This window comes from Burkholderia sp. SIMBA_051 (assembly GCF_046534915.1).
GTDB lineage: Bacteria > Pseudomonadota > Gammaproteobacteria > Burkholderiales > Burkholderiaceae > Burkholderia > Burkholderia ambifaria.
The window spans coordinates 1-228 of the sequence record NZ_JAWRXS010001019.1; the positions used below are offsets into that span (position 1 = coordinate 1).

Genomic DNA, 228 nt, shown 5'->3' on the forward strand with positions numbered 1-228 from the left:
CTGCGATAATCGCGTACCAACCCCACCTGGCCGCGCTGCGGCCGCGCACGAGAGGACATTCGCATGGGCCACCGCGACCAAGATGACCTGGCAGGTCACCTATGTCGAATCGCCGGTGCCGCGAACGACCGGCACCGTCACGCCGACCCGCGCGTGCACCGTCGACAGCGGCACGCTCACGCAGGAAACGATGCTGCCGACCAACAAGCTGAACCAGTGCGCGTTCCG

The 228-nt window shown here is 67.1% G+C and carries 1 pseudogene; it reads left to right on the forward strand.

Annotation, left to right across the window (positions count from 1 at the left end):
• Positions 1–76 precede the first annotated feature (76 nt).
• Positions 77–228: pseudogene (locus SB771_RS37575) on the forward strand (DUF2957 domain-containing protein); the annotation flags it as partial.